At 71.9% G+C, this 4,205-nt stretch carries 5 protein-coding genes; 1 reads left to right on the plus strand and 4 read right to left on the minus strand.

Annotation, left to right across the window (positions count from 1 at the left end; all coding sequences use genetic code 11):
- Positions 1 to 48: 48 nt before the first annotated feature.
- Entirely contained in the window at positions 49 to 486 is a 438-nt protein-coding gene (locus N4P33_RS33325) for a hypothetical protein (RefSeq protein ID WP_260830668.1), read from the minus strand.
- A 204-nt stretch (positions 487 to 690) separates the two neighbouring features.
- Between N4P33_RS33325 and N4P33_RS33330 the strand changes: the two genes are divergently transcribed.
- Complete coding sequence (locus N4P33_RS33330) at positions 691 to 1,701, plus strand: chitinase (protein ID WP_260830669.1); 1,011 nt, start codon at positions 691 to 693, stop codon at positions 1,699 to 1,701.
- A 13-nt stretch (positions 1,702 to 1,714) separates the two neighbouring features.
- On the opposite strand, the gene N4P33_RS33335 is transcribed toward N4P33_RS33330, so the two are convergent.
- The 3 genes from N4P33_RS33335 to N4P33_RS33345 all read right to left on the minus strand — a co-directional run bounded on the left by N4P33_RS33335 (position 1,715) and on the right by N4P33_RS33345 (position 4,170).
- Positions 1,715 to 2,161, minus strand: coding sequence for an imidazolonepropionase-like domain-containing protein (locus tag N4P33_RS33335; protein WP_260830670.1), 447 nt, complete (start codon positions 2,159 to 2,161; stop codon positions 1,715 to 1,717).
- 7 nt (positions 2,162 to 2,168) lie between these two features.
- Positions 2,169 to 3,368, minus strand: a complete 1,200-nt coding sequence (gene mqnC / locus N4P33_RS33340; protein WP_260830671.1) for a cyclic dehypoxanthinyl futalosine synthase — start codon at positions 3,366 to 3,368, stop codon at positions 2,169 to 2,171.
- 70 nt (positions 3,369 to 3,438) lie between these two features.
- On the minus strand, positions 3,439 to 4,170 hold the full coding sequence (locus N4P33_RS33345) for an A24 family peptidase (protein WP_260830672.1): 732 nt from the start codon (positions 4,168 to 4,170) through the stop codon (positions 3,439 to 3,441).
- Positions 4,171 to 4,205 lie beyond the last annotated feature (35 nt).

Raw genomic sequence — 4,205 nt, forward strand, 5'->3', positions numbered from 1 at the left:
GGCGGGAGGGGGCGCGGCGGCGGCCGCGGCGAGGTGTCGTACTGAGGCTCATGAGGTCGCTGCGGGAGAGGGGACGACGGTGGCCGTGGGAGAGGGGACGACGGTGGCCGTGGGAGAGGGGACGGCGGTGGCCGTGGGGGTCGGGGCGCCGCTCGGCGGGGCGGTCGGCCTGCCGCTCGGCGGGGCGCCGGTCGATACGGCCCCTCCTCGCGGTCCCGCACCCCCTTCCGGAGCGGCGCCCTGCTCGTTGCCGAACGGCAGCAGCGACGCCGGGGAGGCGGAGGTGCCGATGCCGAGGAAGGCCAGACCCAGCACGACCGCGTAACCGGCGCAGACGGCCCCCAGGAGCAGGCCGATCCGGCGCAGCACCCTGGCGCGGCGTCCGGAGGCGTCGACGAACACGGGCCCCTCGGCGGACCCGGTGCGGCGTGTGCGGCGACGGCCGCGCACGGCGGCGCGGCGTTCGATGGCGGGATCGGAATGCATGGCCCGGACGGTAGATCGCCTTTATGTGCCGGAAACCGTGCTTTTGCTGTGCGTGGGCCGTGAGAGAGCCGCCAACCTCTGGACCGGCTGAGAGCCTCCGGGGAATTGGGCGTATATCCCCAGGTGGGGCACAGCCCCGTATGAGAGGTTTGCGTCATAGACGGAAACGTCACCGACAAAACTTGAGGAACGGGAGCGAGCGCGATGCGCGGTCCACTGAAATCCGTCGCCGGGCTCGGCTGCGCGCTGGTCCTGGCCGTCACCGCGGGCTGCTCGTCGGGGGACGGCGGCGGCACGGACGCGGCGGCGCCCGCGGAGGGCAGCGCCTCGCCGTCCGCCGAGGCGGTCACCGCGTACGCCCCCTACGTCAACGCCACGTCCGCCGACGCCAATGACGCGGCGGGCTCCCCGTCGACGTACAACCTGGCCTTCGTGATCTCCTCCGGCAGCGGCTGCACGCCGAGCTGGCACGGCTCACAGGCGATCGACGACAAGGCGGCGACCGCGCGCATAGCGGAGCTCACGGAATCCGGTGCCGATGTCCGGGTCTCCTTCGGCGGGGCGTCCGGGAAGGAGCTGGCGGCGACGTGCGACAGCGCGGAGGAGCTGGCGCGGGCCTATGGGGCGGCGTTGGACGCGGCCGGGGCGTCGCGGGCCGACTTCGACATCGAGGGGGACGAGCTGACGGACTCGGAGTCGGTGGCGCTGCGGTCGGAGGCGATCGCGCTGCTGCAGAAGGAGCGCGCCGATCTGGAGGTGACCTACACGGTGCCGGTGATGCCGTCGGGGCTGGACGAGGACACGATCGCCCTGCTGGAGTCGGCCAACGACCATGGGGTGAAGGTCCGGACGGTCAACATCATGACCATGAATTACGGCGAGTCGTTCGACGGCGACATGGGGGACTACGCCGTCACGGCGGCGAAGGCCGCGCAGGCGCAACTCCGGGATGTCTTCGGGCTGTCGGAGGCGGAGGCGTGGCGGGGGATGGCGCTGACCTCGATGATCGGGGTCAATGATGTGAAGGGGGAGACGTTCACGCTGGAGGACGCGGAGCAGGTGCGGGGCTTCGCGGAGGAGAAGGGGGTGGCGTGGGTGTCGATGTGGTCGACGTTCCGGGATCGGGCGTGTGAGTCCGGGGCGGAGGACGCGTTGACCGAGTGCAGTGGGGTGGAGCAGGAGGAGGGGGCGTTCGGGGAGGCGCTGGCGGGGTGAGCCAGGGGCGCTCCTAGCGACGTCTGTGGACCAGACGCCCGGCGCACACCGTGGCGATGCATGCGCCGGTGTCGTCGAGTACCGCCAGATCCGCGCGGCCCGTCTCGGTGATCTCGACGGGCCGTGAACTCGGAAGGACACGCACCTCGTTGCGCTCGGCCGCGGCGCGGAGGTCGGGGGTGTCGATGTGTTCGGCGAGCATCGCCACCGCCCCCAGTTTCAGGATGGCGTGGACGCGTTCCCGCGGGCTCGGAGCCTCCGGGAGCGGGCCCTCGTGGAGGCGGCCGGGGCCCAGGGTGCCCGGCCAGTGGCGTACCCGTGCCCCGGGGAAACGGGACCGCAGCTCCTCCAGGGGGCCCACGGCGGCGATGCGGGCGCCCTCGACGGCGACGGCGGTGTCCTTCACCGGCTCGGCGTCCCAGTGGATGCGGACGTTGTCCGCCGCGTGAATCGTCAGCACGGCCGCGTCAGTTGGAGGCGAGGAGCTTCAGTTCGGGGTGGGCCGTGCCGCCCTCGATGGCCGTGGACGAGATGTGGGAGACCACGCGGTCGTCAACCGGGTCGTTCGCCGGGTCGTCGTGCACGACCAGGTGCTCGTACGTCGTCGAGCGCTGGGCGGGGACCCGGTCGGCCTTGCGGATCAGGTCGATGATCTCCAGGCGGTTGGAGCGGTGCTTCGCGCCGGCGGAGGAGACCACGTTCTCCTCCAGCATGATCGAGCCCAGGTCGTCCGCGCCGTAGTGCAGGGACAGCTGGCCGACCTCCTTGCCCGTGGTCAGCCACGAGCCCTGGATGTGGGCCACGTTGTCGAGGAACAGGCGGGCGATGGCGATCATCCGCAGGTACTCGAAGAGGGTGGCCTGGGTGCGGCCCTTCAGGTGGTTGTTCTCGGGCTGGTAGGTGTACGGGATGAACGCCCGGAAGCCGCCCGTGCGGTCCTGGACGTCCCGGATCATCCGCAGGTGCTCGATGCGCTCGGCGTTGGTCTCGCCGGTGCCCATCAGCATGGTGGACGTGGACTCCACGCCCAGTTTGTGGGCGATCTCCATGATCTCCAGCCAGCGCTCGCCGGACTCCTTCAGCGGGGCGATGGCCTTGCGGGGGCGGGCGGGGAGGAGTTCCGCGCCGGCGCCCGCGAAGGAGTCGAGGCCGGCGGCGTGGATGCGCCGGATCGCCTCCTCGACGGACACCTTCGAGATCCGCGCCATGTGCTCGACCTCGCTCGCCCCCAGGCTGTGGATGACGAGCTGCGGGAACTCCTTCTTGATCGCCGCGAAGTGCTTCTCGTAGTACTCCACGCCGTAGTCGGGGTGGTGGCCGCCCTGGAACATGATCTGCGTGCCGCCCAGCTCGACCGTCTCCGCGCAGCGGCGCAGGATGTCGTCGAGGTCGCGGGTCCAGCCCTTCGCGGTGTCCTTCGGGGCGGCGTAGAAGGCGCAGAACTTGCAGGCGGTGACGCAGACGTTCGTGTAGTTGATGTTCCGCTCGATGATGTACGTCGCGATGTGCTCCGTACCGGCGTACCGGCGCCTGCGGACGGCGTCAGCGGCGGCGCCGAGCGCGTGCAGCGGGGCGTCGCGGTAGAGGTCGAGCGCCTCTTCGGGGGTGATCCGCCCACCGGCGGCTGCGCGGTCGAGGATGGGCTGAAGGTCGGCCTTCTCGGTCACCGGGCGTCCCTTTCGTAAGGGTTGTGGACGGACTTCCTCAGCGTACGCCAGGGGGTTGACGGGGCCGACGTCAGGCCGTGTACGCGCCGACCAGCAGCCCGGCCAATGTGCCGGTGATCAGGAACGGCCCGAACGGGATCGCCGTCTTGCGTCCCGCCCTCCGGGCGACGACCAGCGCACCGCCGTACAGCGCCCCGGACAGGAACCCGGCGAGGGTGCCGAGCAGCACGGTGGGCCAGCCGTACCAGCCGAGGACGGCGCCCGCGCCGAGGGCGAGTTTCACATCGCCGAAGCCCATGCCGCCCGGGTTGATGAGGAACAGCACGAAGTAGCCGGCGCCGAGCGCGAGCGCGCCCAGCAGGGCGGTGGTCCACTCCCCCGCGTGCTCGGGGAAGAGAGCGGTCAGGCCGAGGAGGGTGAGCGCGGCGGCGGCGAAGGGAAGGGTGAGGGGGTCGGGCAGGCGCTGCACCCGGAAGTCGACGATCGCGAGCAGGACGCCGACGGGGGCGAGCAGGAGCCAGACGGCCAGTTCGGGGCGGGTTCCGGTGGCGGCGGCGAGGGCGGCGCAGACGAGGGGGGTGATGAGGAGCGCGGGGGCGATGGGGCCGTAGGAGGCTTGGGCTCCCTCGCAGTGCGCGCAGTGTGCCCGCCCGAGCCATCCCCGTACCGGGTGTCCCGCCGGGCAGGCCGTCCGCCACTCCTCGCCCGACGGGGCGGAGAAGCGGTAGGCCGCGCGGGGCAGCAGCGCGCCGGCCGCCGCGCCCCACAGCGCGGCGGCGAGCACGAGCAGGCCAATGGTCATCCGTTCATCCCACGGCCGCGACCGCGTCGCGCCAG

The sequence above is a fragment of the Streptomyces sp. 15-116A genome (assembly GCF_025290915.1).
Classification (GTDB): domain Bacteria; phylum Actinomycetota; class Actinomycetes; order Streptomycetales; family Streptomycetaceae; genus Streptomyces.